Source organism: Panacagrimonas sp., from assembly GCF_965216805.1.
GTDB lineage: Bacteria > Pseudomonadota > Gammaproteobacteria > Nevskiales > Nevskiaceae > Panacagrimonas.
In genome coordinates this window covers 1,433,498-1,448,797 of sequence record NZ_CBDCGN010000002.1, presented here as the reverse complement: position 1 = coordinate 1,448,797, position 15,300 = coordinate 1,433,498, and the positions used below count along the sequence as shown (strand labels likewise).

13 protein-coding genes are annotated in these 15,300 nt (G+C 65.3%); 4 read left to right on the top strand and 9 right to left on the bottom strand.

What is annotated here, in order from left to right:
- Positions 1 to 18 precede the first annotated feature (18 nt).
- From carB to ACOOHP_RS06900, 9 genes are all read right to left on the bottom strand, one after another.
- Positions 19 to 3,237, bottom strand: a complete 3,219-nt coding sequence (gene carB, locus ACOOHP_RS06940; RefSeq protein WP_420465729.1) for a carbamoyl-phosphate synthase large subunit — start codon at positions 3,235 to 3,237, stop codon at positions 19 to 21.
- Positions 3,230 to 4,369: a glutamine-hydrolyzing carbamoyl-phosphate synthase small subunit gene (gene carA / locus ACOOHP_RS06935; protein WP_420465728.1), complete on the bottom strand. Its 1,140-nt coding sequence runs from the start codon at positions 4,367 to 4,369 to the stop codon at positions 3,230 to 3,232. The genes carB and carA overlap by 8 nt, the downstream gene beginning before the upstream one ends.
- A gap of 141 nt (positions 4,370 to 4,510) precedes the next feature.
- Positions 4,511 to 5,011, bottom strand: coding sequence for a 2-C-methyl-D-erythritol 2,4-cyclodiphosphate synthase (gene ispF, locus ACOOHP_RS06930; protein ID WP_420465727.1), 501 nt, complete (start codon positions 5,009 to 5,011; stop codon positions 4,511 to 4,513).
- Positions 5,012 to 5,021: 10 nt separating this feature from the next.
- The gene (ispD, locus tag ACOOHP_RS06925; protein ID WP_420465726.1) at positions 5,022 to 5,735 is read right to left on the bottom strand and encodes a 2-C-methyl-D-erythritol 4-phosphate cytidylyltransferase; all 714 of its coding nucleotides are present in this window, start codon (positions 5,733 to 5,735) and stop codon (positions 5,022 to 5,024) included.
- A gap of 37 nt (positions 5,736 to 5,772) precedes the next feature.
- Complete coding sequence (locus tag ACOOHP_RS06920) at positions 5,773 to 6,051, bottom strand: septum formation initiator family protein (RefSeq protein ID WP_420465725.1); 279 nt, start codon at positions 6,049 to 6,051, stop codon at positions 5,773 to 5,775.
- A 9-nt stretch (positions 6,052 to 6,060) separates the two neighbouring features.
- Positions 6,061 to 7,359, bottom strand: coding sequence for a phosphopyruvate hydratase (eno, locus tag ACOOHP_RS06915; RefSeq protein ID WP_420465724.1), 1,299 nt, complete (start codon positions 7,357 to 7,359; stop codon positions 6,061 to 6,063).
- A gap of 19 nt (positions 7,360 to 7,378) precedes the next feature.
- Positions 7,379 to 8,215 carry a 3-deoxy-8-phosphooctulonate synthase gene (kdsA, locus tag ACOOHP_RS06910; RefSeq protein WP_420465723.1) on the bottom strand — a complete coding sequence of 279 codons (837 nt, stop codon included), beginning with the start codon at positions 8,213 to 8,215 and terminating at the stop codon, positions 7,379 to 7,381.
- A 14-nt stretch (positions 8,216 to 8,229) separates the two neighbouring features.
- The gene (locus tag ACOOHP_RS06905) at positions 8,230 to 9,924 is read right to left on the bottom strand and encodes a CTP synthase (RefSeq protein ID WP_420465722.1); all 1,695 of its coding nucleotides are present in this window, start codon (positions 9,922 to 9,924) and stop codon (positions 8,230 to 8,232) included.
- Between the two features lie 50 nt (positions 9,925 to 9,974).
- Positions 9,975 to 10,391 carry a hypothetical protein gene (locus ACOOHP_RS06900; RefSeq protein ID WP_420465721.1) on the bottom strand — a complete coding sequence of 139 codons (417 nt, stop codon included), beginning with the start codon at positions 10,389 to 10,391 and terminating at the stop codon, positions 9,975 to 9,977.
- Positions 10,392 to 10,562: 171 nt separating this feature from the next.
- On the opposite strand from ACOOHP_RS06900, the gene ACOOHP_RS06895 reads away from it, so the two are divergent.
- The 4 genes from ACOOHP_RS06895 (at position 10,563) to ACOOHP_RS06880 (ending at position 15,298) form a co-directional block, all read left to right on the top strand.
- Entirely contained in the window at positions 10,563 to 11,270 is a 708-nt protein-coding gene (locus ACOOHP_RS06895) for a tellurite resistance TerB family protein (protein ID WP_420465720.1), read from the top strand.
- A 120-nt stretch (positions 11,271 to 11,390) separates the two neighbouring features.
- Positions 11,391 to 12,950, top strand: coding sequence for an AbgT family transporter (locus ACOOHP_RS06890; RefSeq protein WP_420465719.1), 1,560 nt, complete (start codon positions 11,391 to 11,393; stop codon positions 12,948 to 12,950).
- A gap of 67 nt (positions 12,951 to 13,017) precedes the next feature.
- Positions 13,018 to 13,929 (top strand): aldo/keto reductase, encoded by a 912-nt coding sequence (locus ACOOHP_RS06885; protein WP_420465718.1) that lies wholly within the window; start codon positions 13,018 to 13,020, stop codon positions 13,927 to 13,929.
- A gap of 46 nt (positions 13,930 to 13,975) precedes the next feature.
- Positions 13,976 to 15,298, top strand: a complete 1,323-nt coding sequence (locus ACOOHP_RS06880) for an NTP/NDP exchange transporter (RefSeq protein WP_420465717.1) — start codon at positions 13,976 to 13,978, stop codon at positions 15,296 to 15,298.
- Positions 15,299 to 15,300 lie beyond the last annotated feature (2 nt).

Here is a 15,300-nt window from a genome sequence, read left to right as displayed (position 1 = left end):
CGTGCCGCGAATTATCGCTTAGCAGACCGTGGCGTGCAGCGTCTGCAGGCTGTGGACGTCCTGCTCGTCCATGAAGGTCATCGCCACCGCCGCCGCGTGTGCGCCCGACACCGTGGTGAAATAGCAGACCTTGTGCTGGATCGACGCCGAGCGGATCGAGCGCGATTCCTCGATCGACTTCTTGCCGTCGGTGGAGTTGGCCACCAGCTGGATCTCACCATTCTTGATCATGTCCACGCAGTGCGGCCGGCCTTCCTTGACCTTGTTGACCCCCTCGCAAGCGATGCCGGCTTTGCGAATCTCGGCGGCGGTTCCGTGCGTCGCAACCACCTTGAAGCCGCGCGCCACCAGCAGTCGTGCGACCTCCACCGCCTTGGGCTTGTCGCTGTCGCGCACCGACAGAAACGCGGTGCCGTTGCGCGGAATCGCGTTGCCGCCGCCCAACAGGGCCTTATAGAAGGCCTCTCCAAAAGTTTTGCCGACGCCCATCACTTCGCCGGTTGAGCGCATCTCCGGTCCCAGCAGCGGATCGACCGCGGGAAACTTGTTGAACGGAAACACCGCTTCCTTGACTGAGAAGTAGGGCGGGATCAGCTCCCGGCCGATGCCTTGCGATTTCAGCGACTGCCCGACCATGCAGCGCGCAGCGATCTTCGCGAGCGGCCGGCCGATGGCCTTGGACACGAAGGGGCTGGTGCGAGAGGCACGCGGGTTCACTTCCAGCAAATAGACCCGAGTGCCCTGCACGGCGAACTGCGCATTCATCAGTCCGACCACCTTCAATGCCCTCGCCAGACTGAAAATCTGCTCGCGAATATCGTCGAGCACGCTTTGCGGCAGGGAATAGGCCGGCAGCGAACAGGCCGAGTCGCCCGAATGCACGCCCGCTTCTTCAATGTGCTCCATGATGCCGCCGATCACCACATCCTTGCCGTCGCTCAAGGCGTCGACATCTACTTCCACCGCGTTGTTCAGGAAGCGGTCCAGCAACACCGGCGAGTCGTTGGAAACCTTGACCGCCTCGGTCATGTATCGGTTGAGGTCTTCGTCGTCGTGCACGATTTCCATCGCGCGGCCACCGAGCACGTAGCTGGGACGCACCACCAGCGGATAACCCACCTTATTGGCGACCTGCAGCGCCTGCTTCTCGGAAGTGGCGGTTCCGTTGGGCGGCTGCAGCAGCTTGAGCTTATCCACCAGCTTCTGAAAACGCTCGCGGTCTTCAGCCAGATCGATCGAATCGGGCGAGGTGCCGATAATCGGCGCACCCGCAGCTTCGAGTGCACGCGCCAGTTTCAGCGGCGTCTGGCCGCCGAACTGCACGATCACACCCTTGGGCTTTTCGAGGTCGATGATTTCCATCACGTCCTCGAAGGTCAGCGGCTCGAAGTACAACCGATCCGAGGTGTCGTAATCCGTCGACACCGTCTCGGGATTGCAGTTGACCATGATGGTCTCGTAACCATCCTCGCGCAGCGCAAGCGCCGCGTGTACGCAGCAGTAGTCGAACTCGATGCCCTGCCCGATGCGGTTCGGCCCGCCGCCGAGAATCATGATCTTGTCGCGGTCTGTAGGCACCGCTTCGCATTCCTGGTCATAACTGGAATACATGTACGCCGTCGACGAGCGGAACTCCGCCGCGCAGGAATCGACGCGCTTGAACACCGGGCGCACGCCCAGGCCGATGCGACGCTTGCGCACCGACTCTTCCTTCACGCCCATGAGCTTGGCGATGCGGCGATCGGAGAAGCCGAGCTTCTTGTAGCGGCGTAGCTCGTCCGCCCCGATCCACGAGATCTTCTGCTGCGCGATGTCGCTCTCCACCGCCACGAGTTCGGCGATCTGATCGAGGAACCAGGGATCGATCTTCGAGAACTTGAACACCTCGGGCACCGACAGCCCGGCGCGGAAGGCATCGGCCACGAACCAGACGCGCTTGGCGCGCGGCGTGACCAGCTCCTCGATGATCTTGTTCAGCGACTCCTCGCTGCCGATCTTCACCTGCGGATCGAAACCGTCCGAGCCCACTTCCAGCCCGCGCAACGCCTTCTGCATCGATTCCTGGAAGTTGCGGCCCATGGCCATGACTTCGCCGACCGACTTCATCTGCGTGGTCAGGCGCGAATCGGCCTGCGGGAATTTCTCGAACGTGAAGCGCGGAATCTTGGTGACGACGTAGTCGATGCTCGGCTCGAAACTCGCCGGCGTCACGCCGCCGGTGATGTCGTTCTTGAGTTCGTCCAGCGTGTAGCCAATCGCGAGCTTGGCCGCGATCTTCGCGATCGGGAACCCGGTCGCCTTCGACGCCAGCGCGGAGGAGCGCGACACGCGCGGATTCATCTCGATCACGATCATGCGCCCATCGTCGGGGTTGATCGCGAACTGCACGTTGGAGCCGCCGGTGTCCACGCCGATCTTGCGCAGCACCGCGATGCTCGCGTTGCGCATGATCTGGTATTCCTTGTCCGTCAGGGTCTGTGCCGGCGCGACGGTGATCGAATCACCCGTATGCACGCCCATCGGATCGAAGTTCTCGATGCTGCACACGATGATGCAGTTGTCCTTGCTGTCGCGGACCACCTCCATCTCGAATTCTTTCCAGCCGAGCAGCGATTCCTCGATCAGCACTTCCGTGGTGGGCGAAAGATCGAGCCCGCGGGTGACGATCTCCTCGAACTCCTCACGGTTGTAGGCGATGCCGCCGCCAGTGCCGCCGAGCGTGAAGCTCGGCCGGATGATGACCGGGAAGCCGATGCCGGCCTGAATCGCATCGGCCTCGTCCATCGTGTGCGCCACGCCGGAACGCGCGGAACCCAGACCGATCTCGGTCATCGCGTCGCGGAATTTCTGGCGGTCTTCGGCCAGATCGATCGCGTGCGCGTTCGCGCCGATCATCTGCACGCCGAACTTCGCGAGCACGCCGTGCTTCTCCAGATCCAACGCGCAGTTCAGCGCGGTCTGGCCACCCATGGTCGGCAGCAGCGCATCCGGGCGCTCCTTCTCGATGATCGCGGCGACGGTCTGCCAGCGGATCGGCTCGATGTACGTCGCGTCCGCCATCTCCGGGTCGGTCATGATCGTCGCCGGGTTGGAGTTCACCAGGATGACCCGGTAGCCCTCCTCGCGCAGCGCCTTGCAGGCCTGCGCGCCGGAGTAGTCGAACTCGCAGGCCTGTCCGATGACGATGGGGCCGGCGCCGATGATCAGGACCGACTTCAGGTCCGTGCGCTTACCCATGGGTGGACTCCATCATCTTCACGAACCGATCGAACAGATAGCTCACGTCATGCGGCCCCGGGCTCGCCTCCGGATGCCCTTGAAAACTGAAGGCCGGCGCGTCGGTGATGCGAATTCCCTGGTTACTTCCGTCGAACAGCGAGCGGTGCGTCGCGGTCACGTTGCCCGGCAAGGTGGATTCATCCACCGCGAAGCCGTGGTTCTGGCTGGTGATGAGCACGCGGCCGGACTCCACGTCCTGCACCGGGTGATTCGCGCCGTGGTGGCCGAACTTCATCTTGAGCGTTTTTGCGCCGGCTGCCAGGCCGAGAATCTGGTGGCCGAGACAGATGCCGAACAGCGGCAGCTTGCGCTGCATGAATTCGCGTGCAGCCTCGATGGCGTAGGTGCAGGGCTCGGGATCGCCGGGGCCGTTGGACAGCATCACGCCGTCGGGCTTGAGCTTGAGCACCTCGGCGGCTTTGGTCTGCGCGGGCACCACAGTGAGCTTGCAGCCACGGTCGACCAGCATGCGCAGGATGTTGCGCTTGACACCGAAGTCGTAGACCACGACGTGGTGCTTGACCGCGCCGATCTGCGTTTCACGATTCGTTTCGAGCACCCACGAGCCGGTCGTCCACTCGAAGGCCTTGGCGGTGGTCACGACCTTCGCGAGGTCCGCGCCCTTGAGGCCCGGGAATTCGCGGGCGGCGGCAAGCGCAGCCTTCTCGCTGAATTTCGCGCCGGCCACGATGCAGCCGTTCTGCGCGCCCTGGTCGCGCAGGATGCGCGTGAGGCGGCGGGTGTCGATGCCGGCGATGGCGACGACCTTCTGCTCGCGCAGGTACTCGGAAAAATCCTGGGTCGAGCGGAAGTTGCTCGGGCGGCGCGGCACTTCGCGCAATACGAGGCCGGCGAGCTGCACCTTGCCCGACTCGTCGTCCTCGGCGTTGCTGCCGACGTTGCCGATGTGGGGATAGGTCAGCGTGACGATCTGCTGCCGGTACGAAGGATCGGTGAGGATTTCCTGGTAGCCGGTCATGGCGGTGTTGAACACCACCTCCCCCACCGACTTCCCATCAATACCAATAGAAATGCCTTCGAAAACGCTACCGTCGGCGAGTGCAAGAAGGGCCGGCTTGGGGTTCGTCATCGGCTCGGAATTCTGGGGTGATAAATCGATCCGCACACACAACAAGGGGGGCAAGCGCCCCCCGTGCGTAAACGACCGCAGATTCTACCGGCGATGTTGCAGTGCGTCTATCGACGCTTCGCGACCGGCCTTGCCGTGTTCTCAGCCCGAAGCGACGGACCTGGTTGCAACCGCCAGCAACACGACGGCGTGCGCAGCCACCCCTTCCTTGCGGCCAAGGTAGCCCATGCCTTCGGTGGTCGTGGCCTTGACGTTGACCACGGCCGGCAGCACCCCGAGATCGGACGCCAGGCGCGTGCGCATCAGATCCACATACGGTGCGACTTTGGGCGTCTGCGCGACCAGGGTCAGATCCACGTTGCCCGGCACGTACCCCGACTGATGGACCCGACGGGTCACATCGCGCAGCAGTTCGCGGCTGTCGATACCCTTGAACCGGTCGTCCGTGTCGGGAAAAAACCTGCCGATGTCGCCCAGCGCGCAGGCCCCGAGCAAGGCATCGCACAGGGCATGGATCAGCACATCGCCGTCCGAGTGGGCGATCGCACGGTACTCGCAGGGAATCAAAACCCCTCCCAGGGTGACGCCTTCTCCAGCTTCCAGACGATGCGCATCGAATCCGTGGCCGATCCGGAAACTCATGTCCGCTTCCTCATGGCTGACTCTCTGCATGAGCCAGCCAGAACTCGGCCAGCAGCAGGTCTTCCGGGTAGGTCACCTTGAGATTGCTCTCGCGCCCGCGCACCAGCCTGGGCTTGTAGCCGGCACGCTCCATGGCACTGGCCTCGTCGGTCACCTGAAGATTGCGCTCGTCGCAGTCCAGCAACGCCTGGCGCAGCAGATCAAGACGGAACAACTGCGGCGTCTGCGCCCGCCATAGCAAAGACCGGTCCAGCGTCGCGGCGACCTTGCCCTTCTTGCCCTTCTTGAGCGTGTCGGTTACCGGCACGGCGAGCAACCCACCATCATCGTCGTCGGCCTCGTCACGCAGACGCTCCAGGTCCGACCACTCCAGGCACGGACGCGCGGCATCGTGCACCAGAACGAACACGTCCTCGAAGCCGCGGGTGCGCTCGGATACCGCCTCCAGGCCGGCCAGCACCGACTCGGCTCGCGCCGCCCCTCCGATGGTCGTCACAATCTTGGGATGGCGTGCGATGGGCAGGCGTGCGTAGTCCTGGTCGGACTTGGCCAGCACCAGGACCAAGCCATCGATCCAGCCGGTGTCCAGAAACGGGCCGAGACTCCATTCCAGCAAGGCGCGGCCGCGCAGATTCAGATATTGCTTGGGCTTGTTGGTGCCCATCCGCGAACCGCCTCCGGCAGCTGGAACCACCGCCCAGTAGCGCGCCCTGCGAGTACTCAAGGATCGCAACCCCAAGGTGTCGCGCCAGCGTCAGGGTTCACTGGACGACGAGAAAGAAGGTCTCGTCCGGCCTGATCATGCCCAGGGTTGTGCGCGCGCGCGCCTCCACCGATGCCTGGCCGGACTTGAGATCCTGCACTTCGGCCTCCAGCTCGGTGTTGCGGACCGCGAGTTGCCGATTCTCGGCCTGCGCCGACTCCACTTGATGCTGCAGACGGGTCTGACTGCGCAGGCCATCGTCCGAAATCCACAGCCGCCCCTGCAGCCCGAGGAACAACAGGCCCAGAACGGCGGTGATGGCGTGCTTGAGCGACACGCTGCGAGCTTATCCCAGCTTCACCGGAAAAGCGCCGGCGCCGGGATAGCGGGCGCGGACACCGAGTTCGCGCTCGATCCGCAGCAGCTGGTTGTACTTGGCCATGCGGTCGGAGCGGCACAGCGAGCCGGTCTTGATCTGCGTGGCCGCGGTGCCCACCGCGATATCGGCGATGGTGGCGTCCTCGGTCTCCCCCGAGCGGTGGCTGACCACGCTCGAGTAGCCGGCGCCGGTCGCCATCTGGATCGCGTCCAGCGTCTCGGTCAGCGTGCCGATCTGGTTGGGCTTGATCAGGATGGAGTTGGCAATGCCCTCGCGGATGCCACGGGCCAGAATCCGGGTGTTGGTGACGAACAGATCGTCGCCGACCAACTGCACCTTAGCGCCCACCTTCCTGGTCAGCGCCGCCCAGCCCACCCAGTCATTTTCAGCGCAGCCATCTTCTATCGAAATGACCGGATACTTGGCCGCGATATCGGCGAGAAAGTCGGCGAACTGTTCCGGCGAGAAGCTCTTGCCCTCGCCGTGCAGGTTGTATTTGCCTTTCTCGAAGAACTCGCTGGAGGCCACGTCTAGGCCCAGGTAAATATCCTTGCCCGGCTTGTAGCCGGCTTTCTCGATGGCCTGCAGCAGGCAATCCAACGCGGCAACGTTGGATTCCAGGTTGGGCGCAAAACCGCCCTCGTCGCCGACCGCGGTGTTCAGACCACGCCCCTTCAGCACCGTCTTGAGCGTATGGAACACTTCCGTACCCCAGCGCAGCGCCTCGGAAAAACTCGGCGCGCCGACCGGCAGGATCATGAATTCCTGGATGTCGACGTTGTTGTCGGCATGCGCGCCACCGTTGATGACATTCATCATCGGTACCGGCAGCACATTAGCGCCGATGCCGCCGAGATGGCGGAACAGCGACAGGCCGTTCTCCATCGCCGCCGCCTTGGCCGCCGCCAGGCTCACGGCCAGGATGGCGTTGGCGCCCAGGCGCGATTTGTTCTCGGTGCCATCGAGCTCGATCATCACCCGGTCCAACCCCGCCTGGTCCTGCGCGTCCAGACCTTCGACCGCGTCGGCGATTTCACCTTCCACATGGCTGACCGCCTTGCGCACACCCTTGCCCAGGTAACGACTCTTGCCGCGTTTCGGCTTTCCATCGCGCAGCTCCACCGCCTCGCGGGTGCCGGTGCTCGCGCCGCTGGGTGCGGCGGCGCGACCGACCGCGCCGGTCTCCAGTTCGACCTCGGCTTCCACCGTGGGATTGCCGCGGGAATCGATGATTTCCAGAGCGGTGATGCGGGTGATGATGGACATACGTGTTTAGGGCCTCGGTTCAGGGGACGAGTTGGGTCTCCAGCAGGCCCGACTTCTTCACCACGCGGTCGAGCTCGACCAGGGTTTCGAGCAGGCCGCCGATAAATTTGAGCGGTAGCGAATTGGGCCCATCGCACAAGGCCTCGTCCGGCTTGGGATGCGTTTCCATGAACAGACCGGATACGCCGGCGCCCACCGCTGCGCGCGCCAGCACCGGAATCATCTCGCGCATGCCGCCCGACGCGTGGCCCTGCCCACCCGGCAACTGCACGGTGTGGGTGGCGTCGAACACCACCGGCGCGAACTTGCGCATGATCGCCAGGCCGCGCATGTCGGCCACCAGATTGTTGTAGCCGAAACTGAAACCGCGCTCGCACAGCATGAACTGATGAGATGCGACGGCCGCCATCTTGTCGATGACGTTGCCCATCTCCCAGGGGCTCATGAACTGGCCCTTCTTGACGTTGATGGGCCGGCCGGTGCGCGCCACGTTCTGCATGAAGTTGGTCTGCCGGCACAGGAAGGCCGGGGTCTGGATCACGTCGATCACGCTGGCGACTTCCCCCAGCGGGGTGTCCTCATGTACATCGGTGAGCACCGGCACGCCAATCTGCTTCTTGACGTTGTCCATGATCTTGAGCCCACCCTCGATCCCCGGCCCGCGGTAGCTCTGGTGCGAGCTGCGGTTGGCCTTGTCGAAGCTGCCCTTGAACACGTAGAGGATGCCGAGCCGGTCGGTGATGGCCTTGAGGTGGCCGGCAACCTCGATCGCCAGCTCCTGTGATTCCAGGGTGTCGGGGCCTGCGATCAGGAAGATCGGGTACTGCGGGCCGATGTCGCGTCCTAGCAGTTTCATGGGAGGTCCGGTGCTCAGGCGTTGGCCGCTGCGGGCGCGGTGTGGGTCTTGCCGACGGCCTCCTGATGCGCCAAGTGATGCTCGCGAGCGGCTTTGACGAAGCCCTCGAACAACGGATGACCGTCCCGCGGGGTGGAGGTGAATTCCGGATGGAACTGCACGCCGACGAACCAGGGGTGATCGGGGATCTCTACAATCTCCACCAGCTCTTCGTTCTCCGACACGCCCGCCAGCAGCAGGCCCTTGGCGGTCAGCTCCGCACGGTAATTGTTGTTGAACTCGTAGCGGTGACGATGACGTTCGCTGACCAGCTCGGCGTTGTACATCGCACGAGATCGCGAACCCGCCGCAAGGCGACAACGCTGCGTTCCCAGGCGCATGGTGCCGCCCAGATCGGACGTTGCCGTGCGTGTCTCCAGCTTGCCGGTGGCGTCGACCCACTCGGTGACCAGCGCGATCACCGGGTGCGGCGAATGCGGATTGAACTCGGTGGAATGGGCGTTGGCCAGGCCGCACACGCTGCGCGCGTAATCGATCACCGCCACCTGCATGCCCAGACAGATGCCCAGATAGGGCACGCGGTGCTCGCGGGCGTAGTTGGCGGCCAGAATCTTGCCCTCGATACCGCGCTCGCCGAAGCCGCCGGGGACCAGGATGGCGTCGGCGCCCTGCAGCACGCGCACGCCCTGCGATTCCAGGGTTTCCGATTCGATGTAGCGGATCTTCACCCGTGTGTGTGCGTGCAGCCCGGCGTGATACAGCGCCTCATTGATGCTCTTGTAAGCATCTGCAAGATCCACGTATTTGCCGACCATCGCGACCTGGACCTCGGCATCCATCTGGTCGCGCGCTTCGACCACGCGCTCCCAGCTCGACAGATCGGCGCGGCGCAGGTCCTGCAAGCCGAAGTGCTGCACCACCAGCTCGTCCATCCCTTGCTGGTGATACCAGCCCGGTATCTTGTAGATGTCATCGACGTCGATGCCGGAGATCACCGCGTTGTAGGCCACGTTGGTGAATAGCGCGATCTTGCGGCGCTCCGACTCCGGCAAGGGCTTTTCGCAGCGGCACAGCAGGATGTCGGGCTGGATGCCGATGCCGCGCAACTCCTTCACCGAATGCTGCGTGGGCTTGGTCTTGAGCTCGCCACCCGCCTTGATGAAGGGCACCAGCGTCAGGTGCATGTACATGGCATGGCTACGCCCCAACTCCGCGCCCATCTGGCGGATCGCCTCCAGGAACGGCAGCGATTCGATATCGCCCACGGTGCCGCCGATCTCCACCATGCAGATGTCGGCGCCGGCCGCACCCATCTTGATGCGCGCGTGGATCTCGTCGGTGATGTGCGGGATCACCTGCACGGTGCGACCCAGGTAATCCCCGCGGCGCTCCTTGTCCAGCACGTTGCGGTAGATCTGGCCGGTGGTGACGTTGGAATGGCGATTGGTCTTGCCGCGCAGGAAGCGCTCGTAATGGCCCAGGTCCAGATCGGTCTCGGCGCCGTCCTCGGTGACGAACACCTCACCGTGCTGGAACGGGCTCATGGTGCCGGCATCGACGTTGATGTACGGGTCCAGCTTGATCATGCGGACCTTGAGCCCGCGCGATTCCAGCAGCGCGGCCAGGCTCGCCGCGGCGATACCCTTGCCCAGCGAGGAGACGACGCCCCCGGTGACGAAAATAAAGCGCGTAGAGCCGGCGTCGGCCATGACGAATAAGCGAGGTTGGTTTGAAGAAGTTTATCAGGCCGGACTCGCGCTCATGGCCGCAGCAGGGCGCCGCCGTATCGCAGCGCAATCGACAGCGAGGCCAGGGACATCACGAAGCTGGCGATGGAAATGCCGAAACTCCACCAGAACGTGCGCATGCGCAGGGTCATGAACTGGTAGCGCAACTGCTCCATCTCCGGGTTGCGGCCGCGGCCGTTGCCGCCGGCGGCGCGCTCCGGGTCGTCCTTGAGCAAGGCCATGTAGCCGCCGTTGAGCGCCCAGTAACGCCCCGGATTGGTCAGTCGCAGGCGGGTGCGCGCATCGTCCTCGAACTGCGCCAGGCGCAGGCGCACGAGCTGGTCGGCGGCGGCCTTGCGCGACTCCAGGTCGGCGGCCGGCAACGCGGGATCGGCGCCGAAGACCTCCACCACGCGCTGGTCCTGCGCCTGCAATAACAGTTCGTGCATCGTGTTTTCCAGCATGTAACGACTCCCGCTGCGGGTTTGGCGGTGGCATGCTGCGGCGCCGACGCGCTGCGAACAAGCCGCGGTAGCACCAACCGGCATGTCCGCCGCGGGAATCTTTAACCTGCCTGGACGGTCTATCCGGCTCCTTTCCTTCAGCGCCAGAACAAGAATATGAACACCAAGGGATTGCTCGACCAATTGCTGGCCTCCGGCCAGGCCATGCTCAACCAGAACCTGCCCGCGCAGCAGCCCGGCCAGCCCGCTCGCAGCGGTGGCGCAGCGGGCGGCATCGGCGGTCTGCTCGGCTCGGACTTCACCAAGGGCGCCCTCAGCGGCGGCGCGCTGGGCCTGCTGCTGGGCAACAAGAGCGTGCGCAAGATGGGCGGGGGCGCGCTGAAGTACGGCGGTGTCGCGGCCCTCGGCGCTCTGGCCTACCGCGCCTACAGCGACTGGCAGCAGCAGCAACAGGCGCCGGGCGCCGCTGCCGCGCCGGCACCGCGCACGGTGGACCGCCTGCCCGCCCCCGAGGTTGAAGTTCACAGCCGCGCGATCCTGCAGGCGCTGGTCGCAGCCGCCAAGGCCGACGGCCATATCGACGAGCGCGAGCGTGGCCTGATTCACAACGAACTCGGTCGGCTGGCCGAGGACCCCGAGACCCGTCACTGGCTGGAAGCCGAACTCGCCAAGCCGCTGGACCCGGCCGAGGTCGCGCGCGCCGCCAGCACGCCGGAGATTGGCGTGGAGATGTACCTGGCCAGCCTGATGGCCGCCGACCAGCAGAATTTCATGGAGCGCGCCTACCTGGACGAACTGGCACGCCAGCTCAAGCTGGACCCGGCGCTCAAGGACAGCCTGGAGCGGCAGGCCCTGCCGGGATAGGCCCTACCCGCGCGTGACCGGCGCGCTGCGTCCGGCGAGCGCTGCAGAGAAATTCGTCCGGATCGGGCATCTTTGCGTAGAACCGCGGGTGCCCCGCTCTCTTCGACCAGTCTGCCGACCATGACCACACCGACCATCAGGCCCGATCCGGTCGTACCGCGCAGCAGCTTCATGCGCTTTCTCGACGCCGTGGAGCGCATTGGCAATCGCCTGCCCGATCCGGCGGTGCTGTTCCTGATCCTGCTGATCGCGGTGTGGGTGTTGTCCTGGCTGCTGTCCGGCGTGCAATGGAGTGCCATCGACCCGCGCAGCCAGGCGCCGCTGCAGGTGAACAACCTGCTGGCCGGGGCCGCACAGACCACGTTCTACGCCAATCTGGTCAAGACCTTCGTCGGCTTTCACCCGCTGGGCGTGGTGCTGGTGGCGATGCTGGGCATCGGCGTGGCCGAACATGCCGGCTTCATCCGCGCCGGGCTGCGCGCGCTGCTGGCAGTGACCGCACGGCGACTGCTGACCCCGATGCTGGTGGCCATCGGCATTCTCAGTCACACCGCGGTGGATGCCGGCTATGTGCTGGTGGTGCCGCTGGGCGCAGTGATCTTCCACGCCGCCGGGCGGCATCCGCTGGCGGGCATCGCCGCGGCGTTTGCCGGTGTCTCGGGTGGCTTCTCCGCCACCTTCGTGCCGGCCAGCCTGGACCCGCTGCTGCAGGGCCTGAGCCAGGCGGCAGCGCACATCATCGACCCGGCCGTGGTCCTCAATCCGCTCAACAATTTCTTCTTCACCTCGGCATCAGCCTTGCTGGTCATCGGCCTGGGCTGGTGGATCACCGACCGTATCGTGGAGCCACGCCTGCAAGCCTTGGCGGTAGACGGCGATCTGGCGCAGGCGCCGAGTTTCGATCCGCTCACCGCCGCCGAAAAGCGCGGCCTGCGCGCGGCGGTGATCGCGATGATCCTGGGCGCGCTGCTGCTGGCGCTGACCGCGGCGCCGGAAACCTCGCCGTGGCGATCGCCGGCCGGCCTGCTGTCGGCCGGCGATGCGCCGCTGATGCAGTCGATCGTGGCCTTCATCTTCCTGCTGTTCCTGTTGCCCGGCGTGGTCTACGGCTTTGCCGCCGGCACGCTTAGGAATTCGCACGACGTCATCGCCGGCATGACCCACGCGATGCAGGGCATGGGCTACTACATCGTGATGGCGTTCTTCGCGGCGCAATTCATCTACGCCTTCGGCGCCTCCAACCTCGGCGCGCTGATCGCCATCGAGGGCGCCGCCGGCCTGCAGGCGCTGGCGGTGCCGGCGGGAGCGACGGTAATCGGCATTGTGCTGCTGACCGGTTTCGTGAACCTGTTCGTCGGTTCGGCCTCGGCCAAGTGGGCGCTGCTGGCGCCGATCTTCGTGCCGATGCTGATGCAGCTCGGCATCTCGCCGGACTTGACCCAGGCGGCCTACCGCATCGGCGATTCCAGTACCAACATCATCACCCCGCTGATGCCCTACTTCCCGCTGGTGGTGGTGTTCTGCCAACGCTACGTCAAATCCAGCGGCATCGGCACGGTGGTGGCGATGATGCTGCCCTACTCGCTGATCTTCCTGGCGGCCTGGAGCGCGTTCCTGCTCGCCTACTGGGGTCTGGGACTGCCCTTGGGGCTGGGGGCGACCTACGGCTACACGCCCTGAGCGCGCAGCCATCGCCGAACCTTGGCTGCAAGCGCGGGTCCTTTTCCGACCGCCACCGGAGACGATCATGATCAACCGCCGACGCTTTCTCGCCACCGCTGGCGCTGCCGGCCTGGGCCTGCTGGCCGCGCGCCAGGCGAGCTGGGCCGCCGATACCGGGCTGATCATGCGAACCATTCCGGCCAGCGGCGAGCAGGTGCCGGTCCTCGGCGCGGGCACCTCCGGCAGCTTCGAAACCGCGGTCGATTCGCCGGAATTCGAGGCGCTCAAAGAGGTGATGAAGATCTTCTTCGAAGGCGGTGCCACCGTGTTCGACACCTCGCCCAACTACAGCAATGCCGATGCCGTGCTCGGCCAGTTGCTGGACGAAGGCGGCTGGCGCGAGCGCTGTTTCCTGGCAACCAAGATCGCCGCTGACAGCGCGGACGCGGCAACGGCGCAATGGGCCGAATCCCTGCGCCGCTTGCGCACCGACAAGGTCGAGCTGCTGCAGATCCACAACCTGCGCGACTGGCGCCGGCAATTGCCCTACGCGCGCGAACTCAAGGCACAGGGCAAGACCCGGTACGTGGGCGTCACCCACTACCTGGACAGTGGCCTGGACGATCTGGAGCAGATCCTGCGCAGCGAAAAGCTGGACTTCATCCAGATCCATTACTCGGTGAATTCGCCAGCGGCGGCCAGGACGGTGCTGCCGCTGGCGCAGGATCGTGGCGTGGCGGTGCTGATCAATCGTGCTTTCGATGACGGCCGCCTGTTCGCCAGGGTCAAGGACCAGCCCTTGCCGGGCTGGGCGGAAGCGGTCGGCGTCAGCTCATGGGCGCAGATGTTTCTCAAGTTCGCGATCAGCCATCCGGCGGTGACCGCAGTGATACCCGCCACCGGCAAGCCGCATCGCCAGGCCGATCAGCTCAAGGCCGGTCGCGGCGCGCTGCTCGACACCGCGCAACAGAAAGAACTGATGGCGAAGTTCGCGTGAGGCCGCGGCGGGCCCGCCGCATGGCGGGCGTTGGATTCAGCCGGCGATGAGCGCCGCAGCGGGCGACCGCCCGCCCTGGCTGGCGCGCGTCTTCAACGTCTCCGCGCAGGAGACTCCGGCGGTGGTGGCCGGACTGCTGATGTTCTTCCTGCTGTTCACCGGCTACTTCATGCTGCGGCCGGTACGCGAAACCATGGGCATCGCTGGCGGCATCGACAACCTGCAATGGCTGTTCACCGGCACCTTCTTTGCCACCCTGGCCGCCCTGCCCCTGTTCGGATGGCTGGCGTCGCAGGTTTCGCGGCGGCGCATCCTGCCATGGACCTACGGCTTTTTCGCGGTGCACCTGCTGCTGTTCGCCGCCAGTTTTGCGCAGCGGCCCGATTCGCTGTGGGCCGCGCGGACGTTCTACATCTGGCTGTCGGTCTACAACCTGATCTGCATCTCGCTGGCCTGGAGCGTGCTGGCCGACGTGTTCCCCAGCACGCAGGCCAAGCGCCTGTTCGCCCTGATCGCCGGCGGCGCCAGCCTGGGTGGGTTGACCGGTCCGCTACTCGGCGCCCTGCTGGTGGCGCCGCTGGGACATGCCGGGCTGGTGCTGCTGTCGGCCGCACTGCTGGTCGCCAGTATCGCCGCGGCGCTGTGGTTGCAGAGTTGGCGCGCCCGTCATCCGCTGCCCGATCACGTCGGTCCGGCGCAACCGCCCGCGGTGCTGCCACTGGGCGGCAACCCGTTCGCCGGTGCCAGCGCAGTGCTGCACACGCCCTATCTGCTCGGCATCGCGCTGTTCGTGGTGCTGCTGGCCAGCGTCAGCACATTCCTGTACTTCGAGCAGGCCCGGCTGGTGGCGGAGACTTTCACCGACCGCACCCGCCAGACCCAGGTGTTCGGGCTGATCGACACCGTGGTGCAAACCTTGGCCATCCTCACCCAGGTCTTCATCACCGGCCGCATCGCGCAGAAGTTCGGCGTGGGCGTGCTGCTGGTGGCGGTGCCGCTGGTGGTGGCATTCGGATTTCTATGGCTGGCATTTGCGCCGGTGTTTGCGGTGTTCGTGGTGGTGATGGTGGTGCGCCGCGCCGGCGAATACGCGCTGGTGCGGCCGGGCCGCGAGATGCTCTACACCGTGGTCACCGCCGAACAGAAATACAAGGCCAAGAACTTCATCGACACCGTGGTCTACCGCGGCAGCGACGCGGTCAGCGGCTGGGTCAAGCGCGGCCTCGATCTGCTCGGAGAGCATCCCGCGCTGGCAATGTTCGTCGGCAGCGGCATCGCGCTGGGATGGGCGACGACGGGCTACTGGCTGGGGCGGCATCAGCGGCGGCGGGAGTCGCAGGCCTCCGACGCCTTACCCGCCACCGTCTGAAT

Coding starts and splice junctions, on each gene's coding strand:
- carB (WP_420465729.1), bottom strand. CDS start 3,237: ATGGGTAAGCGCACGGACCTGAAGTCGGTCCTGATCATCGGCGCCGGC.
- carA (WP_420465728.1), bottom strand. CDS start 4,369: ATGACGAACCCCAAGCCGGCCCTTCTTGCACTCGCCGACGGTAGCGTT.
- ispF (WP_420465727.1), bottom strand. CDS start 5,011: ATGAGTTTCCGGATCGGCCACGGATTCGATGCGCATCGTCTGGAAGCT.
- eno (WP_420465724.1), bottom strand. CDS start 7,359: ATGTCCATCATCACCCGCATCACCGCTCTGGAAATCATCGATTCCCGC.
- kdsA (WP_420465723.1), bottom strand. CDS start 8,215: ATGAAACTGCTAGGACGCGACATCGGCCCGCAGTACCCGATCTTCCTG.
- ACOOHP_RS06905 (WP_420465722.1), bottom strand. CDS start 9,924: ATGGCCGACGCCGGCTCTACGCGCTTTATTTTCGTCACCGGGGGCGTC.
- ACOOHP_RS06900 (WP_420465721.1), bottom strand. CDS start 10,391: ATGCACGAACTGTTATTGCAGGCGCAGGACCAGCGCGTGGTGGAGGTC.
- ACOOHP_RS06895 (WP_420465720.1), top strand. CDS start 10,563: ATGAACACCAAGGGATTGCTCGACCAATTGCTGGCCTCCGGCCAGGCC.
- ACOOHP_RS06890 (WP_420465719.1), top strand. CDS start 11,391: ATGACCACACCGACCATCAGGCCCGATCCGGTCGTACCGCGCAGCAGC.
- ACOOHP_RS06885 (WP_420465718.1), top strand. CDS start 13,018: ATGATCAACCGCCGACGCTTTCTCGCCACCGCTGGCGCTGCCGGCCTG.
- ACOOHP_RS06880 (WP_420465717.1), top strand. CDS start 13,976: ATGAGCGCCGCAGCGGGCGACCGCCCGCCCTGGCTGGCGCGCGTCTTC.